The 18,220-nt window shown below is 73.7% G+C and carries 13 protein-coding genes; 3 read left to right on the top strand and 10 right to left on the bottom strand.

Features of this window, described 5'->3' with window-relative positions; all coding sequences use genetic code 11:
- Window positions 1–146: 146 nt before the first annotated feature.
- Window positions 147–773 carry a YceI family protein gene (locus AMK19_RS02290; protein WP_073807596.1) on the top strand — a complete coding sequence of 209 codons (627 nt, stop codon included), beginning with the start codon at window positions 147–149 and terminating at the stop codon, window positions 771–773.
- Window positions 774–848: 75 nt separating this feature from the next.
- On the opposite strand, the gene AMK19_RS02285 is transcribed toward AMK19_RS02290, so the two are convergent.
- The gene (locus tag AMK19_RS02285) at window positions 849–1,811 is read right to left on the bottom strand and encodes a LysR family transcriptional regulator (protein WP_073807595.1); all 963 of its coding nucleotides are present in this window, start codon (window positions 1,809–1,811) and stop codon (window positions 849–851) included.
- 124 nt (window positions 1,812–1,935) lie between these two features.
- Between AMK19_RS02285 and AMK19_RS02280 the strand changes: the two genes are divergently transcribed.
- The gene (locus AMK19_RS02280; protein ID WP_073807593.1) at window positions 1,936–3,138 is read left to right on the top strand and encodes an MFS transporter; all 1,203 of its coding nucleotides are present in this window, start codon (window positions 1,936–1,938) and stop codon (window positions 3,136–3,138) included.
- Between the two features lie 1,073 nt (window positions 3,139–4,211).
- On the opposite strand, the gene AMK19_RS02275 is transcribed toward AMK19_RS02280, so the two are convergent.
- The gene (locus tag AMK19_RS02275) at window positions 4,212–4,706 is read right to left on the bottom strand and encodes a GNAT family N-acetyltransferase (RefSeq protein ID WP_073807592.1); all 495 of its coding nucleotides are present in this window, start codon (window positions 4,704–4,706) and stop codon (window positions 4,212–4,214) included.
- A gap of 357 nt (window positions 4,707–5,063) precedes the next feature.
- On the opposite strand from AMK19_RS02275, the gene AMK19_RS02270 reads away from it, so the two are divergent.
- Window positions 5,064–5,846, top strand: coding sequence for a TetR/AcrR family transcriptional regulator (locus AMK19_RS02270; RefSeq protein WP_073807590.1), 783 nt, complete (start codon window positions 5,064–5,066; stop codon window positions 5,844–5,846).
- Window positions 5,847–5,852: 6 nt separating this feature from the next.
- Here AMK19_RS02270 and AMK19_RS02265 read toward each other — a convergent pair whose 3' ends face one another.
- From AMK19_RS02265 to AMK19_RS02230, 8 genes are all read right to left on the bottom strand, one after another.
- On the bottom strand, window positions 5,853–7,145 hold the full coding sequence (locus tag AMK19_RS02265) for a GNAT family N-acetyltransferase (RefSeq protein ID WP_073807589.1): 1,293 nt from the start codon (window positions 7,143–7,145) through the stop codon (window positions 5,853–5,855).
- Window positions 7,146–7,401: 256 nt separating this feature from the next.
- Window positions 7,402–8,424, bottom strand: a complete 1,023-nt coding sequence (locus tag AMK19_RS02260) for a GNAT family N-acetyltransferase (protein WP_073807587.1) — start codon at window positions 8,422–8,424, stop codon at window positions 7,402–7,404.
- 105 nt (window positions 8,425–8,529) lie between these two features.
- Window positions 8,530–9,774: a C40 family peptidase gene (locus AMK19_RS37895; RefSeq protein WP_073807586.1), complete on the bottom strand. Its 1,245-nt coding sequence runs from the start codon at window positions 9,772–9,774 to the stop codon at window positions 8,530–8,532.
- Between the two features lie 342 nt (window positions 9,775–10,116).
- Entirely contained in the window at window positions 10,117–11,073 is a 957-nt protein-coding gene (locus AMK19_RS02250) for a hypothetical protein (protein ID WP_073807584.1), read from the bottom strand.
- Window positions 11,074–11,122: 49 nt separating this feature from the next.
- A complete protein-coding gene (locus tag AMK19_RS02245; RefSeq protein ID WP_083646491.1) occupies window positions 11,123–12,841 on the bottom strand; it encodes a threonine/serine ThrE exporter family protein in 1,719 nt (572 codons plus the stop codon).
- A 124-nt stretch (window positions 12,842–12,965) separates the two neighbouring features.
- Window positions 12,966–13,520: a Uma2 family endonuclease gene (locus AMK19_RS02240; RefSeq protein ID WP_073807581.1), complete on the bottom strand. Its 555-nt coding sequence runs from the start codon at window positions 13,518–13,520 to the stop codon at window positions 12,966–12,968.
- Between the two features lie 150 nt (window positions 13,521–13,670).
- Window positions 13,671–16,004: a tetratricopeptide repeat protein gene (locus tag AMK19_RS02235; protein WP_073807579.1), complete on the bottom strand. Its 2,334-nt coding sequence runs from the start codon at window positions 16,002–16,004 to the stop codon at window positions 13,671–13,673.
- A complete protein-coding gene (locus AMK19_RS02230; protein ID WP_073807578.1) occupies window positions 16,001–17,953 on the bottom strand; it encodes an ATP-binding protein in 1,953 nt (650 codons plus the stop codon). The genes AMK19_RS02235 and AMK19_RS02230 overlap by 4 nt, the downstream gene beginning before the upstream one ends.
- Between the last annotated feature and the right edge of the window lie 267 nt (window positions 17,954–18,220).

Genomic DNA, 18,220 nt, shown 5'->3' with positions numbered 1-18,220 from the left:
CACAGGCTGGGGACAACCGGCCGACCCAGACTTTGGACAACTTTCAACATCATGATTGAAAGTTGAACCAAGCCGGTGTACGGTGAAGCCACGGACAAGTTGAAGCCTCAACAACACGGCTTCGACCCTCACCAAGGAGAGAAGCCATGGGCATCTTCAACCGCAGCAAGAACACCACCGCCACCGTCGCCCCGGCCGCCGTCACCCCGGCCGCCACCGTCCAGGGCCCGGACCTCGCCCACCTGACCGGCGACTACACCATCGACGCCACGCACTCGAAGATCGGCTTCGCGGTCCGCCACGCGATGGTCACCAACGTCCGCGGCGAGTTCACCGAGTACGAGGGCAAGCTGCACCTGGACGGCGCCAACCCGGCCGCCTCCACCGCCGAGCTGGTCATCAAGGTCGCCTCGATCCACACCAACCAGGCCCAGCGCGACGAGCACCTGCGCACCGGCGACTTCTTCGAGGCCGAGGCCTTCCCGGAGATCACCTTCAAGTCGACCTCCGCCGAGCAGATCAACGGCGACACCTACCGCCTGCACGGCGACCTGACCATCAAGGCCACCACCCGCCCGGTCGTCCTCGACCTGGAGTTCACCGGGGCGGCCACCGACGTGTACGGCGCCAACCGGGTCGGCTTCGAGGGCGGCACCACCATCGACCGCACCTCCTGGGGCCTGACCTACAACGCCGCGCTGGAGACCGGCGGCGTGCTGATCGGCGAGAAGGTCAAGCTGGCCCTGGACATCTCCGCCGTGCGAGCCTCCTGAGACCGCCTGCCCCGGCCGCCCCGCGGCCCCCGGTACCGCCCCCGCCGTCCCCCTCGGCGGGGGCGCCGCCGTTTCTCAGGTCAACAGCGCGGCGTCCTCGGCCGGCAGCCAGCTCCCCGGCGGACGCGTCAACCAGCCCTCGTCGGCGGCGAGTTCGGCCGACGCTTCGCGCAGCGCGGCCAGCGCGGGGTGACGCAGTTCGGGCCGGTGCACCAGGCCGACCAGGCTGAGCGGCACCGGGTCGACCAGCGGCCGGGCGATCCCGCCCGGGATGTCCGGCCCGTCCGTGGTGGTGAGGATCGGGCTGCCGTGCCGGGTCAGATAGCGGGCGAACTCGGCGGCGCCGACCGGCGGGGTGCGGCCGGGCGCGGCGGCCAGGCCGTGTTCGGCGAGCAGCCGCAGGCCGAGGTCGGTCCACTCGGCGGTGTCGGGCTGCCCCGCGAACACGTCCACCGGATGCCCGTCCAACGCGGCCAGCGGCACGGCCGGCAGCGCCGCCAGCGGGTGCCCGAACGGCAGGAACACCGCCATCCGCTCCAGCCGCACCGGCGTGTGCGCCAGCCGGGCCCGCACGGCGCTCGGCAGCCCCGCGTACCTCCCGAACGAGACGTCCAGCCGGTGCGTCGCCAACTCCCTTGCGGCAGCGGTCAGTCCACCCAGGTAGCGGGCCAGCAGCTCGGCGTCCGGAAGGCGACGGCGGGCGGCGGCGAGCACCCGCTCGGCGGTCAGTTCGCGGTCGCCGCCGGGGCTGTTGACGTCCACCAGCAGCACTCGGGTCCCGCCGAGCGCGGTGATCTCGCGCTGAATCTCCAGCAGGTGGCGGGCCTTCGGCAGCAGCGCCGCGCCCGTGTCGGTCAACTCGACGCTGCGGGTGGAACGTTGGAACAGCGCACAGCCGAGTTCCCGCTCCAGCGCCCGGACGTCCCGGCTGACGGCCTGCTGGGCCAGGTGCAGGCGTTCGGCGGCGCGGCCGAAGTGAAGGGTCTCGGCGACGGCGGCGAAGCTGCGCAGCAGGCGGGGGTGGACGTCGTGGGGCACGGCCGGAGATTAACAACAGGATTCGGTCAATCGGGCGGAATAAGTGTTGGACCACGCACCGTCCCCGGCCCGAGGGTGGGGAACCGTCCCCCTCCCCCTCTCCTGCCGGAGTTGCGTGTTGTCCATGCCGTTCGCCCGCTACCGCCCGGTGTTCGCCGCGCCGGGCGCCCTCCCGTTCACCCTGGCCGGACTGCTCGGGCGGCTCGCCCTGGCGATGTACGGCGTCTCGATCGTGGTGCTGATCGCCGACCGCCGCGGCTCGTACGCGCTGGCCGGCGCGGTCTCGGCGGTCGGGGTGCTGGCCGGGGCGGCGCTGATGCCGCTGCTCGGGCGGCTGGTCGACCGGCTCGGACAGGCCAGGGTCGCCGTCCCCGCCGTCCTCGCGACCGCGCTGCCGACGGGTGCGCTGCTGATGTGTGTCCGCTCCGGCGCGCCCGACTGGACGCTGTTCCTGTGCTGGGCGCTGTCCGGCACCAGCCCCAACCTGGGCGGCATGGCCCGAGCCCGCTGGGCACACCTGCACCGGAACGACGCCGCCGCGCTGCATCGGGCGAACGCGCTCGAACAGTCCCTGGACGAGCTGTGCTTCATGGCCGGACCGGTCCTCGGCATGGTCCTGTGCACGACGCTCGCACCCGAGGCCGGACTGCTCGCCGCCTGGACCCTGGGCACCGTCGGCACCCTGCTGTTCGCCGCCCAGCGCGGCACCGAGCCCCCACTCCCCGAATCCACCCAACTCGCCTCCGCCGGGCGGGGGTTGATCGCCACCCGGGGCTTCCCGGCACTGCTCGCCGGGTTCCTCGCGGCCGGCCTGCTGTTCGGCTCGCAGGAGGTCACCACCCTCGCCTACACCGACGCACTCGGCCGACAGTCCGCGGGCGGCGTGCTGCTGGCGCTGGTCGCGGCCGGGTCCTGCGTCTCGGGTCTGGCGTTCGGCGCGATCCGGCCACGCCGCCCGGCCGCGGTCCGACTCGCGTTCGGCGCGGGCGCGATGACCCTGCTGATGCTCCTCCCGCTCGCCGCCGGCCGGGCCGGCGCGGGCCTGGTGGTGCTCGGCGCGGCACTGCTGGCCGCCGGCTCGGGCACCGCACCGACCATGATCAGCGGCATGACGCTGGTGCAGGAACTCCTCCCCGCGCACCGCATGAACGAGGCCATGGCACTGGCCGTCTCCGCGATCCTGGTCGGCATCTCCACCGGCGCAACCCTCGGCGGCGCCCTCGTCCAACACACCACCCCCGGCACCGGCTACCTCCTCCCCGCCACCGCCGCCACCCTCGCCCTCCTCACCACCCTCCCCGCCGCCCTCCGCACCCGCACACCCTGACGCCCAGCCAGAAATCCCGAACCCCCAAGCCCCAGCCACCACGCACACACCAGGACGGCCACACCCCGGGGCGAACCCGCAGCGAACCAGCCGCACTGACGGCCTGGCGGCCTGGCGGGCTGGCGGACTCGCGGACTCGCGGACTCGCGGACTCGCGGACTCGCGGACTCGCGGACTCGCGGACTCGCGGACTCGCGGGCTGGCGGGCTGGCGGGCTGGCGGGCTGGCGGGCTGGCGGGCTGGCGGGCTGGCGGGCTGGCGGGCTGGCGGGCTGGCGGGCAACGATCGGCCACGCTTCAAGCGAGCCCGCAGCAGGCAGCCTGGTTTCAGGACGAGCGTGCAGCAAAGCAGGCGAGCTGGCGGACAACAAGCGCCCACGCCTCGGGCCCAGGGCCCAGCGGGCAGGCGCACAGCGCCGTCGAACGCCCGCCACCGCCTGCGCTAACCCGGGCCCGGACCCGGACGGAACGACCGACCGGTCGAACACCGGCCACGCTTCAAGCAAGCCCACAGCAGGCGAACGCGCAGCGAACCAGCCGCGCAGCGGCGAGCTGGCGAGCTGGCGAGCTGGCGGACAACGAGCGACCACGCCTCGGATCAGGGCCCAGCGGGCAGGCGTGCAGGCGCGCAGCGCCGTCGAACGCCCGCCACCGCCTGCGCTAACCCGGGCCCGCACGGAACGACCTACCGGTCGAGCACCGGCCACGCGCGCAGCGGGCGGCCCGCTTCAGAGCGACGCGCAGTGGGCAGCCGCGCAGCGCCGGACGTCCGCCGCGCCCTGCGCCAACCCCGGCTCGGACCGACCCGCCCTGGTATCCGCCGCCGGCTTCCGCACGAAGCCGGCCGCGCGCAGCGCCACGCACCGCGACCCCGGCCCACACCGCCCGACCCTCGCCCCACACCCGATCCAACGCCGCACGAAGCCGGCCGCGCGCAGCGCCACGCACCCCGGCCCCGGCCCACACCGCCCGACCCTCGCCCCACACCCGATCCAACGCCGCACGGAACCAGCCGCGCGCAGCGCCACCCGCACGCGCCCCGCCCCGCCCCGTGGAGCCCGCCGCGCGCAGCGGCTAGCGCCAGCCGTACTCGTACTCCGCCAGCGCCGTCCCGTCCGGGAAGTGGGCGGTGCCGTGGCCGGTGCGGTGGGCACCGTGGCGTTCGTAGAAGGCGATCGCGCGGTGGTTGGCGGCCAGGACGTCGAGGCGGACGGGCCGTTCGGGGTGGCGGGCGAGGGCGGCGTGCAGCAGGCGGGTGCCGAGGCCGGCGCCGGTGCGGTCGGGGTGGACGTGGAGTTGTTCCAGGCGGACGACCCCGCCGTCCGGGACGAGGTAGGCGAAGCCGGCGAGGGTGCCGTCCGGGTCTTCGGCGAGCAGCAGGGTGGGGGTGTCGGCGGGCGGTCCGTAGTCCGCGGCGAGGCGCAGTTCCCAGAGCATCGTCTGCGCGCTGTCGGCGGCGAGTGCCGCGTCCGGGACGAGTCCGGCGTAGGCGCTGCGGCGGCTTGCGGTCAGCAGGGCGGCGACGGCGGCGGCGTCGGGTGCGCCGCCTTCGCGCAGGGTGGCGGGCATGTCGTCAGCTTTCCACACGCCGGGGGTTGAACACGTTCAAGAAGTGCCCTAGAGTCATCCACGAGCGATTTTGAACGCGTTCGAAATCGCAGGACTTCCGGCCGAGGAGGGGTCCGTCCGCCCGCCAGGGGGGCCGGTGGACGGCAGGTCGGGGGCAGGGGGGTGGCACGCCGGTGCTGGGGGGCACCGGGGCCGCCCGTCCGGTACCGTTTCGCCCTCCCGGTCCGGAGTTGTCCCGGTCCGGGCTAGGCTCGTTTTTCACAGCTGACTACTGGGGCGAAGCGAATGGCAGGCGGGGCGAAGGTGCCAGGAAACGACCGGGAACGGCCCGACGGGGGCCCGGTAGGGTCGGGCGACGTGGAGAGCGCGAGCGACCGGAACGACCCGGGCACCGGCGTGCCCGCCGCCGAACTTGCCGGCGGCCGGGCCCAGCCGAAGACCGACAAGAGCGAGGCCACTCGGGCCCTGATCCTGGAGACCGCGATGCGGATGTTCCAGGAACGCGGCTACGAGAAGACCACGATGCGGGCGATCGCCGCCGAGGCGGGCGTCTCGGTCGGAAATGCGTATTACTACTTCTCGGCAAAAGAATTTCTCATTCAGGGTTTCTACGACCGAATGACGTACGACCATGCGGCGGACGCCAGGAAGCGCATGGCGAATACCCGCGATTTCGCCACCCGGCTGGAAATCGCACTGAATTCCTGGCTCGACACGGCGGCCCCGTACCACGAGTTCTCCGCGCAGTTCTTCCGCACCGCCGCCGACCCGACCAGCTCGCTCAGCCCGTTCTCCAACGAGTCCCACCCGGCCCGGGCCACCGCGGTCGAGCTGTTCCGCGAGGTCTTGCAGGGCTCCGAACTCGCTCCCAAGCTGGACGCCGAGCTGGTCGAGCTGCTGCCCGACGTCCTGTGGCTGCACCTGATGGTCGTCGTCCTCTACTGGGTCTTCGACCGCACCGAGGACACCGAGCGCACCCGGGAATTCGTCCGCCGGTCGACCCCCATGGCGGCCCGGGTGATCAACCTCTCCCGTTACCGGATATTCCGGCCGATCGTCCGGGACGCCAAGGGACTCATTCAGGATTTCATTCTGCCGACCATCGGAAAGACCGCCGTCAAGCAGCCTCCCGCCGAATAGGGCCGGTCAGAAGCTGTCGGGGTTCCAGGGGGCACGGGCCGCGCGGAACAGTGCGTCCGCCCGGGCGGCGGCCCCCGGGGCGAGCTCGGTGAGGAGCGCGGCGTCGGCGAGCCGGGTGGCGGTCTCGGCGCCCAGGTAGAGAGTGCCGAGCGCACCGACGCCGAGTGCCAGATCGGCCGCTTCCTCGGTCGGAACAAGTCGGCCGGTGCCGTCGGCGGCGGTCTCCAGCGCCCAGCGGCCGGTCGTCCAGCCATACGGGTCGGTGACGTCCAGCACCAGGCGGCCGACGGCCTGGTAGCTGCGGGCGGCGAACGCGGCGGGCAGGTCGAGCAGGCGCAGCCAGGTGAAGTCGGAGTCGTCCTCGTGCGGGCGGGCGCCGCGCGGGTCGTTCAGCAGCAGCGGCAGCGGGTCGTCGGGCCGCAGGGCGGGGACGACCACGTGACGCACCCAGTCGACGGAGAACGCGAGCTTCCACAGGGCGTTGGCGGTCTGCTGGTCGAGCGCGAGGAAGTCCCGGACGTTCAGCGGACAGTCCGGGTAGGCGCCGTCGAACTTCTCGTCGACGGTGTAGTTGATCAGGCCGGTGACGGTGCCGTCGGCGGTGCGGTGGAGGGCGGTGAAGCCTTCCTTCCACTCGAAGCCGGGCAGCTCGATCTCGCCGGTGCGCAGCTGCCACCAGCGCGCCGGGCGGCCGATCGCGCCGGACTGCGTGCCCTGCCAGCGTTCGTGCAGCTCGGGGCCGTACTTGCGGACCTCCTCCAGGGTGACGAAGTCGATCCGGTGCCCCTCGTGGACGGGCAGTCCGGCCCGCAGGCCGCCGCTGCGCAGCACGTCCACCCGCCAGCCGCCGCCGCGGGTGGCGGGGCCGAAGCCGAAGCGGCCGTAGATGTTGTACTCGGCGGCGATCAGGATCGCGGCGGACAGGCCGCGCTCCCGGGCGGCCTCCAGGTCGTTGCGCATCATGCCGCTGAGCAGCCCGCGCCGGCGGTGCGTGGAGTTGACGGTGACGCCGGTGACCGCGTCCACCTCCAGCCGGGCGCCGCCGGGGACGGTCAGCTCGGTGTCGTAGCTGAGGAAGGTGGCCACGCAGCGCGGCCCCACCGGCGTCGGGTCGGAGTGGTCGAACGCCGCCTGCATCCGCCCCGGTTCGAAGATGACCTCGCGCCACTCCTTCGCGACCGCGACGTGCGGCCGCAGGAAGCCCCGGGCGATCGCCCTGTCCCACACGGTGAGTTCGTCACGGGTGATCGGCCGGATCTCAATGCCCTGGTCAGCGGGTTGCTGCGTGTCGTTGCCCATCCGGCCACGGTACGTCCGGCCCCGGTACCCGTCACCCGAATTTCCCTCCGCCGCCGCTCCCCGATGCCACGTCAGAAGCCGTCCGCAGCACTGGGAACCACGCCCGCCATGAACGCGCCCGGCTCTCCACCGCCGACCTGACCGCCCTCCCCGCCGCGGTGGAGACCGCCCCGGCCGGCCCGGCCCGCGCCTGCAACGCGCTCAAGGAGCAGTACGCGCCGGTCAGTTGGCTCTGGGCGGACCAGCGGGCCGCCGTTCACCGGTCCTGCTCCGCCAGCCTCCCGGCGAGGCCAGCCGCCGCGGTCTCGACCCAGTTCATGGTCCGGGCCGTCTCGTAGCCGAGCGCGTGGTTGATGCCGATCATGTGGGTGTTGACGGTGGCCGTGGTGGTGCAGATCCGCTCCATGTCCGGCCGCTCGTCGGCGATCCGTCGCGACATGGCGGCCTTCATCGCCAGGCCGAGCCCGTACCCGCGGTGCGCGGCCGGTACGGAGGTGTCGTGGATGTAGCCGATCTCCCGGCGGTGCGGGTAGTTGTGCACGACGTGGACGCCGACGACCTGCCCCGTGGCGGCCTCGACGGCGACGACGACCCGCTGCTCCGCGCCGGCCTCCGCCAGCTCGCGGTCGGCCTCGCGGATCCGCTCCGGGGTCCAGCGGGTCGGCCGGTAGGCGGTCCGGCCCGACGGGGCGTCCTCGATGGCCTGCCGGGCCGCGGCGAAGGACTCGACGAGCCGCTCGGGCGTCTCCCCCGTCCACTGCTCCAGCCGGTAGCCGGCCGGGACGGGCACCTCCCACAGCCGGGCGGGAGTCTCCGCGAACAGCAGGACCTGCATCACCATGCTGTGCGTCACCTCGAACCCGAGGCCCGCCGCCCACGCGGCGCCTGCGGAGTCGGGCTTCATCGGCTGACCGAGGACGGTGCCGCGCCCGGCCGCCAGCACGGCGGGCATCGCGGCCCGCAGCAGCGCGGTTCCGACGCCGCGACGCCGCAGTTCCGGGTGCACATGGACCTCGACCTGGGCGATCCCGCTGTTGGAGTCCTCGGGCAGCGCCACCCGGACCGAACCGGCCAGGCGTCCGTCCAGGGTGCCGATCCAGAAGCGGCAGGGCCCGTCCTCGACCGGCGGGGTGCGCAGGCGGCCGATCGCCGAGGCGTAGGTCAGCGGCGGGTCCTCGGGGAAGTCCGCCGCCACGGCCGCCGCCCGCATCGCGTGGTAGTCGGCCAACTGCCGCTCGGAGGCGTGGTCCGGGTCGAGCGGCTGTATGTCGAGGGTCACCGGATCTCCGTGTTCGCTGCGGCGCCGTGAAGCGGTCGGTTCGTGAGCCACCGGCTTCAGTGTGCGTCACCCGCACGGAGTCCGGGCGGACTTCTGCCGATCCGGTCAGGGGCGGGCGTAGAAGTCGGGGCGGCCCATGATCCAGAGGCTGGCCTGTTTGATGTCGGTGCCGGGGCGGGGGGCCTCGATCATCTGGTCGTCGCCGATGTAGATGGCGACGTGGTAGATGTCGGCGGCGCGGCCGGTCTTGGTCCAGAAGACCAGGTCTCCGGGGCGGAGGTGGTCGTAGCTGACGTGGGTGGATTCGGCGTACTGGTCGGCGGCGAAGTGGGTGAGGTTCTTGCCGCCCTTGCGCCAGGCCATCATCGTCAGGCCGGAGCAGTCGTAGCCCTGCGGGCCTTCGCCGCCCCAGATGTAGGGCAGGCCGATGACGGAGCGGGCGAACTCGATGGCGGCCGCCGCACCCTCGGCGGACCAGGGCTGTTCGCGGTCGGGGACGGGGTGCAGGTGGGCCGCGGCGGCGGCGCGTTCGGCCTCGGCGCGGCGGGCGGCCTCCTCGGCCTCGCGGCGGGCGATCTCGTCCAGCGCCTCCTGGCGTTGGCGTTCGAGGTCGACGCTGGTGTCGCGGGCCGCGGCGAGTTCGGCGAGCAGGGCCTCCTGGCGTCTGCCGATCTCGGCGACCTGGCGTTCCTGGTCGGCGAGCCGCCGTTGGGCGGCGTCCTTGGCGGTGCGGACGGTCTCGGCGGCGGTCCGGGCGGTGGCCTCGGCGGTGCGGGCCTCGGCGGCGGCGCGGGCGGCGGCCTTCGCGGTGCCGGTGGCGTCGTCGAGGATCTGCCGGGTCTGGGTGCCGGCGATGCCGACGGCGGTCGCCTGCGCGGACAGCTCGGCGGGGCCGCGGGATCCCAACAGGGCGTCCAGTGCGGCGAGTTGCGGGGAGGCACCCTGACGGTACATCTCGGCGACCAGCCCGGCGGCCCGGTCGGCGGCCCGGGCGCGGGCGGCCTCGGCGGCGACGGCGCGGCCGGCGGCGGCCTTCGCCGCCTGCTGGGCCTTGGCGAGGCGGGCGAGGGCGCCGTTGTACACCTCGACGGCCTGCTCGGCGACCTGCCCGGCCCGGTCGAGGTCGGTGCGGGCGGCGGCGAGCCTGGCCTCCAGGGCGGTGGCGTCGGCGGCCTTGGTGTCGGCGTCGGCCTTGGCCCTGGCGACCTCCTCGGCGGACGGGTACGCCTCGTCGTCCGGGTCGTCGGCGAGCCGGACGGCGGGGACGGCGGCGGGGGCGCTCGCGGCGGGCAGCAGGGTGAGCAGGGCGGCGGAGGCGAGGAGGAGGGCGGGGAGGAGTCTGCGCGGCATGACGGTCCTTCCTCGGCACGGTCCGACAATCGACCGGAGGAATCGACCGACTGTCCCATCACGTGACAATTCGGCCACGCACCGTCAGATTCTCAGACCTGACACGGTGTCAGCGCCATCGCCATGCAGCCACCCGAGTGAGATGTCCGATTGTCGGAAGACGGGGCCGCGCGAAGCAGGTGGGTCGGTCACGAACCCTACCGGCCGCATGCCGCCCGCTCCGCCATCCGACGCCGCATCAGCGCGCCGACCGCCCGGCCGCACCGCCCGCCCGGCCGCACCGTCGATCGCCTGGCCGCACCGCCCGCCGAAGGCCCGCCCAGCCCGTGCCCCGCCGCCGCGTCAGCGCGCCCGCTGCGGCGGCTTGCCGGTCGCGGTGGTGCGCGGCCGCCCGGCCCGGACGGTGCGGCGGCGGCGCTGGGCGCGGGCCCGCCGGGCCGGGTCGGTGGCGGGCGCGGCGGCCCGCCGGCCGCCGGGCGGCAGCGCGGTGGGGCGGTGGGCCAGCGCCCGGGCGGCCATCCGTTCGGCCACCGCGTGCGCCTTGGGGTGGCCGGCCGGCACCTTGTCGGGCGCCCCGGCGATCAGGTCGAACAGCCAGGTGCGCGCCAGGTCCGTCCGGGCGTGCAGCCGCCGTTCGCGCCGGGCGGCGCGGGCCATCCGGCGGGGCCGGTCGGCGTACCGCCAGCGCGCCCAGGGGCTGGACGGGCGGGCCAGCCGGATCGCGCCGATCCAGGACAGGCCGGGCACCATGATGCCGAGCAGTCCCGTCCACACCTTGCCCTTGAGCAGTGCGATCAGGCTGACCAGCGCGTTGCCGGCGATCACCGCGACCACGCCCCAGCGGGTGCTCTGGTTGGGCACCAGGCCGAGCGGCACGTAGCCGGTGAGCAGCAGTGCGGTGAGCAGGATGCCGAGAATCACCGCGTCCACCGACTTGCGGCCCTGTTCGCTCCAGTAGACGTCGTCCAGGTGGAGGATCAGCGCGAACTCGTCCAGCACCAGGCCGCAGCCGATGCCGAAGGACAGGCCGAACCAGTCGATCCAGGGGTGGCCGCCGTTGGTGGCGAAGACGCCGATGCCGCCGAGCAGCAGGAAGCCCAGGCCGAACACCATGTGGTGGATGTGCAGTCCGCCGGGGGTGATGTTGCCGGGCCACCAGCGGACCTTGGCGCGGATCATCCGGGTGCTGAAGCGGATGAACACGAAGGACGAGATGAACCCGACCAGCAGTAGGAACAGGGGCTGCTTGTGGGCGTCCACAATGTGGTGGCGGTAGCCGTCGAGCAGTGCGCTGAGCATCGGGTGGTGCCTTCGATCTCGGGTTCGGTTCGTCCGCGGGGCCGCCGGGTCAGAAGCCTCGGGTGCGTTTCGCGGCCCGGCGCGGGATCAGCAGGTGCGGGGCGTCGCGGTCGCTGGCGCCGGGGTTCTTCAGGAACAGCCGGGCCACCTCGCCGCCGAGGTTGACGCCGATGGCCAGCGCCAGCGCCAGCGCGACGGCCCGGCTGGCGGAGACCAGTCCGCTGGAGGCGTGGCCCTGGGCGAACGCCAGCATGCCCAGGTACAGCGCCGAACCGGGCATCAGCGGGCCCATCGCGGCGGTCACGTACGGCAGCGCGGAGGACGCCTGGAAGCGGGCCAGCAGCTGGCCGAACAGGCCGACCAGGCCGGCGGCCAGGCCGGTGGCGACGATCGCCGAGATCCCGGCGTTGTAGACCAGCACGCCGTACGTGGACCAGCCGATGCCTGCGTTCAGCACCACCATCGGCAGCGAGCGCCGGTCGGTCTGCAGCAGCATCGCGAAGGCCAGCGCCAGCACCATCGCGGCGAGCAGCTGGACCGGCGGCGAGGTGGTGCCGCCGATCGACTCGTCGGGCCGCAGCTTGGCGTTGTAGTTGACGCCGATGTACAGCACCAGCATCACGCCGATGACGATGCCCGCGACCAGGTACATCACCTCCAGCAGCCGGGCGGCGGCGGTGATGTAGAAGCCGGTCAGGCCGTCCTGCACGGCGGCGACCATCGCGCGTCCGGGCAGCAGCGCGAACAGCCCACCGGTGATCACCACGGAGCCGCGCAGGTGCAGCTCGTTGAAGGAGAGCAGGATGCCGCAGAGCGCGGCGGGCATCGCGGCGATCACGAACTGGTAGAACTCGGGCAGCCCGCGGCGGGCGATGAACGAGGCCAGCCGGTCGCCGACCACGGCGGCGGCGAACGCGGCGCCGAACACCAGCCAGGCCTTGCTGTCGACCCTCCCACCGACCAGGAACGACGCCGCGCCGGCCAGCAGCCCGGTGGCCATCGACAGCAGCCAGGCCGGGTACGGGTGCCGGTTGCGGCGGATCTCGGCGAGCCGCCGGTAGGCGTCGTTGACGGTCACCTTCTCCGCGGTGATGTCGGCGACCAGCTCGTACACGGCGGCCAGCCGCGTGTAGTCGGAGGTGCGGCGGCGCACCACCCGGTCCGCGGTGACCGGCGGGTCGATCAGCGAGGGCTGGTGGGAGATCGAGATCAGGGTGAAGGTGACCTGCGGTTCGCAGTGGTCGAGGCGGTAGGCGTGGGCGATGCCGAGCATCGCCGCCTCCACGTCCTCGGCGGCCTCGCCACTGGCCAGCAGCAGTTCGCCGATGCGCAGCGACAGGTCGAGGATGCGGGGCACGTTGCGCTGGGTCTGCGCACCGGCGGCCGGGTGCAGTTCGCGCGGGGTGCGTTCGAAGGCGGGGCGCTCGGCCATCGGCGTGCGCAGCAGGGTGCGCATCCGGTCCGGCCAGGGGGCGTCGCCGGGGGCGCCCTTGTGCAGTTCGGTCAGGTCCAGGCCGTACGCGGGGGTGTAGCCGGCGGCGTTCCACTCCTCGGGGGTGAGGGTGTCCTGGGCGAGCGGGTTGCGGGCGCGGACGGCCCCGGCGGCTTCCTGGGCGGCCGTGTGCCCGAGCAGCCCCTCGGTCTGCGCGGGCTCGGGTGCGTGCGGGACGCTGACGGTCCGTTCGATGGGCGGGGCGTCCGGACCGAGCAGCCCTTCGGTGGGCGGCGCCTCCTGCGCAGGTGCGCCCTCCGGCTTGCGTTCGGACACGGTGCTTTCCTCCGCCACCCCGGCAGCCGCCCGGTCGGGCTGCCTACTGGCTCCACCTTGCCCGATCGCCCCCGACGGTGCGAACAAGGGGTGCCCACTCCCGCCGGGCCGAGCTGGAACGACCTCAGAACCTCGAGGTGTCCAGCACCAGCCCGAACGGCTCCGGCAGCCTGATCGCCACACCGAACGGGTGCGGACCGTCCACCACTGCATAGCCCAGGTCGTGGGGCTCGGAGAACAGGGTGCACTCGCGGCTCTGCCGGTCGGCGAGCAGGTACAGCGGCGCGCCGTACTGGGCATAGCGCTTGCGCTTGGTGACGCGGTCGGTGTCGCCATTGGACTCGGAGGTGACCTCGACGACCAGCAGGGTCTGGTCGGGAGTAAGCGCGCCGGCTCCGGCGGCGAGGTCGTCCGGGACGACGGCGATGTCGGCCAGGTACCAGTTCGGGGACCCCGGCAGGTCGAGATTGCCGGATCCGCTCACGCAGCCGAGCTCGTCGACCCGGGCGTCGAGCTGCCGGCGGATCCGGGCGACGAGTCGTTCGTGGTCCCACATCGGTGACATCAGAACGATTCGCCCCTCGATGACCTGGGCCCACCGGTCGTCGATGAGCTGCACCGCATACTTCAGCGCCGCCTCGTGGTCCACGTCGCCGTACGCGATCGGCTGCGCACTCATGCCCGGCTCCCTCGCTCGCGTGTGGTGTCCGTCCAGACGCCTGAGATTCCCACCGTACCTGTCCCGGCCGACAGGCCGACCCGTTCCGGGAGCAGAGCTGTGCCCGCCCGTGGTCCGGGAGTTCCGAACCAAGGGCGGCGGTGGTGCGGGCTACAGGCCGTAGTCCTCGACGATCTTCCGGTGTCGGTCCAGGTCGACGCCGGCGGCGTCGGCGAGGGCGGGCCAGGCGAGGGGGTGGGGCCAGTGGGCGGTGAGGTCGGCGAGGAGGGCGTCGGCCTCCTTGGCCGAGGCGGTCGGCGGGACGCCGAGCGCGGCGTAGACGCCGGGCAGGGTCTCGTCCTCGTGGTGCGGGTCGGTGACCCGGTACTGGTCGCCGCTGTAGGCCCACACCGCGTACCCGGCTTCCTGGAGGGCGTCGCGCAGGGCGTACCAGGTGTCGTTGTCGGGGCAGCAGCCGTCGATCCAGTAGGTGGTGAAGCCGGCCGGGTCGAGCAGGGCGAGGTGTTCGAAGACCGGGTGCCAGTCGTCCTCCTGGCCGGGCTCGGGGCGGTCGTTGAGCACGGCGGGCGAGAACACCACGACGTCGCCGTGGTTGAGGTCGTGGTCGTCGCCGAGCACCGGCAGCACCCGGGCGGTGGCCGGGCCGGTGCGCAGTGCGGGCAGGTCGACGGTGGTGCCGTTGTGGCGGGGGGCGCGGATCTCGATCAGCTGCCACTCCTCGTCGACCGGGCCGCTGTCGGCGTCGAACTCGATGCCCAGGCGGGTGCCGGCGGCGCGGACGGCCGCCCAGTCGCGGTTGGCGGTGGCGGCGGTGATGAGGTGCCACAGGTCGGGGGGCTGGACGGTGCGGTGCTGCTCGTCCTCGTCGGCCTCGGCGGGGTCGAGGGCGTGTTCCAGGAGTTCCTGGTAGAGCCGCTGGGCCTCGACGTGGTCGCCGCGGCGGGTGGCGGCGGTGGCGGCGAGGCGGCGGGTGTTGAGGGCGTCCGGTTCGTGGGCGAGGACGGCGGCGCACTGTTCGCCGACCTCGGCCCAGCGGCCCTGGGCGGCGGCCCAGCGGGCGCGCAGCCAGTGCGCGTCGCCGGGGTCGGCGGAGAGCCGGTCGGCGAGCCGGTCGATGCCGTCGCCGTCCTCGGCGTCGATCAGCAGCTGGCCGAGCATGCCGGTGAGGTAGTCGCTGCCGGGGTCGAGTTCGAGCTGGGCCCAGAGCAGTTCGGTGACGGCGCGGGTGTGGCCGAGGGCGCCGAGCGCGCCGGCCAGGTTGAGCACCAGGACGGTGTCGGGTGCCTCGGCGGTGGCGAGGGCGGCGGCCAGCAGGTCGGCGCCGGTCTCCGGCTCGGGGCGGTTCTCGGCCAGCCACTGCGGCAACTCACCCACGGGGACGGGAAGTTCGGGGTGCGGCAGAACTTCGGCGGCGGCCAGCAGGTCGGCGACCTGTTCGGCGACGCCGTCGGTGCGGCGCAGTTGGCCGAGCTTGCGCGCGCCGGTGCGGGCCAGGGTGCGGGCGACCTCGCGGGCGCCGCGGGCGAGGGCGAGCCGGCCGGCGGCCAGCACGGTGGTGAGGCAGGGGCGGTGCGAGCCGGCGGCGTCGAGTTCGCCGGCCCACTCGGCGAGCCGGGCGCCGAGCGCGGCGTCGTTGGGGAACTCCCCTGCGGCGACCAGCAGTTCGACGGCGGCGGTCCAGCGGTGGCGGATGTCGGGGTAGCGGTCGGCCTCTTCGGCGGCGGGCAGCAGTTCGAGGGCGGTCGCGGCGCGGCCGAGGGCGGCGTGCTGGAGGGCGCGGCCGACCCGGAGCTTGCGGCGGTCGTCGTCGTCGAGGCGTTGTCCGGCGGCGACGTGGGCGCGCTCGGCGGTGTCGTAGGCGTCCAGGGCCTCTTGGTGCCGGCCGAGCCGGTGCAGGGCGGAGGTGCGGCTGTGCACGAAGGCCAGCGAGACCTGTTCGCCGGCCGCCCGGATCCGGGTCTGCGCGCGGTCGAGGTGGGTCAGCGCGTCGGCGGGGCGGCCGTCGTCCTCCAGGGTGTCGGCGTACTCCCGGGACAGGCAGTCGAAGCAGGCCCGGGCGGGTTCGACCCGCTCCAGGGTCTCCTCCAGCACGGCGAGCCGCTCGGGGACGTAGCCGGGGCCGTCGATGTTGGCGTGGCAGATGGTGAAGTCCTGGACGGCGCACACCGATTGGGGGCAGGAGGCGGTCTCCTCGCGGTGTGCGAACTCCAGCAGCGACACCGCCTCGGACATCGCGGCCTCGCCCTGGTTGCGCTTGTTCAGCAGGTTCTGCAGCCGCCAGTGCCGCAGGAAGACCTCGACCCAGGGCAGGCCGAGGGCGCGGGCGGAGGCCAGCGCCTCGGGGTACATGGCGTCGAGCTGCTCGTTGCGGCCCTCGACGGCGTGGCCGGCGATCTCGGCGAGCGCGTCGGCCAGCCGGTGCTGGCCGGACTCGACGAGTTGGCGGTGGGTGTCGTGCACCCAGGACCAGATGTCGGTGGTCATCGTTCCTCGTCCCCCTGCGGAGTGTCTGCGGAGATGGTGTCGGGCACCACCGACAGGCCGTCGGCGGGGACGGCGACGGTGAGCGCGGCGACCGCCGTGGAGATGCCGCCGAGGGCCGCGGTCAGGTCGCCGCCGGCCGAGCCGGAGGCCGCCGCCATGATCACCTTGAGCGAGCGCAGCAGCGCGGCGGCGGTGGCGGCCCCGGTGTGGCCGTCGCGGTAGGCGGCGAGCAGGTCGCGCACGGCGGGCGAGGCCAGGTTGAGGTAGAGCCGGGCCTGGACGGTGCCGTCGGTGCGGGCGGTGAACGCCCGGGCCAGGCGCAGCGCGGCGGACGGGATGCGGGCGTCGGCCCGGTCGTCCTCGATCCGGGCCTTGAGCTCGGCCTCGCGGTCGGGCACCAGCACCAGCGGCAGGCCGGGCGGGTCGAAGCGGGCCGGGACGAGCTGTTCGCCGTCGTCGGTGAGGGCGGCGCTCAGCCAGGCGTGCTGTTCGGCGGGCAGCGGCAGGTCGGGGGCGCGGAACAGTTCGCGGTTGCCGCTCTCGCTGCCGAGTTCGACGATCCGGCAGTCCCGCAGCTGCGCGTAGCGGCGCAGGAACGGCAGGACGGCGTACCGGTCGCCGCGGGCGATCGGCACCTGCATGGCGCGGTACAGCATCTCCTCGAAGCCGCCGCCGCTGCCGAGGGCGACGTGCACGGCGCCGTCGCCGGCGGCGCGCAGGGCGCCGGCGGTGAGTTCGCCCTGCGAGGTGGGGACGGGAACGTCGTCGGCGAGCAGGGTGAACAGCCGGTCGTCGCAGAGGGCGGCGCCGAGCAGTTCCTGGCCGTGCCGGGTGAGGATCCGCCGCCAGGCGGCGGGGTGCAGCCGGGCGGTCTCGTACAGGCCGTCGACGATGGCGTCGGCGAGGACCTGCTGGAGGGCCCGGTAGTGCTCGTCGCGCTGGAGGTCCTCGCGGCTGGCGGTGGGGGTGAGGCGGGTGGACTCGACGACGCCGCCGATGAAGCCGGCCCAGCTGGGCAGCAGGTCGCGGGCGTCGTCGGCGAGCAGCATGCCGCGCAGGTAGACGGCGAGGTCGCGGTTGTCGGTGGAGCCGTAGGTGCCGCCGTCCTGCACCCAGAGCAGGCCGACGGCGTCGGAGCGGTCCTCGGCGGGCTGCACGGGGAAGGCGGTGAGCGGTTCGAAGCTGCGGGCGAAGGCCGTGGCGAAGCGCATCCGGTGCAGGTGGGGCGAGCCGGGGACGTCCTGCCGCCAGGGCACCACGACGTTGTTGACGGCCTGCTCGTCGTCGCCGACGAACACCTCGATGGGCAGCAGCACGCAGTACCGGGCGAGGACTTCGCGCAGCGCCTCCTGGTCGGCGAGGTGGGCGTGCTCGGGCTTGAGCCGGAGCGTCACCACGGTGCCGGGCGCGGGCCGGGGCGGGGCCGCCTCGACGCTGTACTGCTCGCCGCCGCGGCTGCGGTAGGTGTGCGCGGCGTGCGGTTCGCGGTGCGAGGCGGTGGTGACGGTCACCTCCTCGGCGACCGAGAACGCGGAGAGGAAGCCCAGTCCGAACGCGCCGATGAGTTCCTGGTTGCCGGTCAGGTCGCGCAGCATCCGGGTGTAGCCGGTGCCGACGGTGGCCAGGTAGGCGTGGATCTCGGGTTCGGTCAGTCCGGCCCCGTTGTCCTCGATCGCCACCGTCCGCGCGGCCGGGTCGCCGGTCACCCGGATCAGTGGCCGGTAGTCGCCCTCCGGGTCCTCCAGCCTGCGCCGGGTGTGCGAGTCGTGGGCGTTCTGCACGAGTTCGCGCAGTGCCACCAGTGGCGTCGAGTAGAGGTGCGTGGCGAGCACGCCCACCAGGCCGCCGAGGTCGACCTCCGTGGTGCGGAGATTCTCCGACTTCTCGGATGCGGGGAATTCGGCGCCACTTCCGTCGGCGCCGGAAACGGGGGGAAGGCCATCAGACATGAGGCCCCAGTGTGCCAGTACGACAATCAGGCGACCACTGTTTTCGACATTCCCTTCTTCTGTCGATACTCGGTCAACTCCGGCCCGCCGCCCGGGCGATCGCCCGGAATCCCGCCAACCCGCCGAAATCCCACGCCATTTACCGACCCGCCCGAAACGGCGGCCGCCCATCCGTACGACTTTCGCACCAGTTTGCAGGGAGACCACCGCCGGACGAATTAGCCGCGCAGACTCCGCGCGTATGCGATCGGCCGGTTGCCCCCACCC

It is taken from the genome of Kitasatospora sp. CB01950 (assembly GCF_001905465.1).
GTDB lineage: Bacteria > Actinomycetota > Actinomycetes > Streptomycetales > Streptomycetaceae > Kitasatospora.
This window is presented reverse-complemented; position numbering and strand designations above follow the sequence as displayed.